This window comes from Streptomyces sp. SID13726 (assembly GCF_010548375.1).
Taxonomy (GTDB): domain Bacteria; phylum Actinomycetota; class Actinomycetes; order Streptomycetales; family Streptomycetaceae; genus Streptomyces.
In genome coordinates this window covers 1-386 of the sequence record NZ_JAAGLY010000858.1, presented here as the reverse complement: position 1 = coordinate 386, position 386 = coordinate 1, and the positions used below count along the sequence as shown (strand labels likewise).

The window sequence follows — 386 nt, the reverse complement described above, 5'->3', positions numbered from 1 at the left end:
AGGTCGAGGTTGCCGGTGGGCTCCCCGTACCCGTTGACCGTCCCCTGCACGTGGGCCGCACCCGCCTCGACGGCCGCGAGGGTGTTCGCCACCGCGCACCCGGAGTCGTTGTGCGCGTGCATGCCGAGCAGCGCGTCGCCCGGGAGCGCGTCGCGCCCGTGCGGGAGCCCGACGGCGTCACGCAGCTCCTCGACGACCTCGACGACCCAGGTCGGCAGCATCCCGCCGTTGGTGTCGCAGAGGGCCACGACCTCGGCCCCGGCCTCGAACGCGGCCTGCACGGCGGACCGCGTGAACGCCGGGTCGTGCCGGTAGCCGTCGAAGAAGTGCTCCGCGTCGACGACGACCCGCCTGCCCTCGCCCACGAGGAACGTCACGGTGTCGGT

Annotated in this window: 1 pseudogene; it reads right to left on the bottom strand. The window is 74.1% G+C overall.

The features are described 5' to 3' along the window. Positions 1-386, bottom strand: a pseudogene (locus tag G3I78_RS50680) (citramalate synthase); the annotation flags it as partial.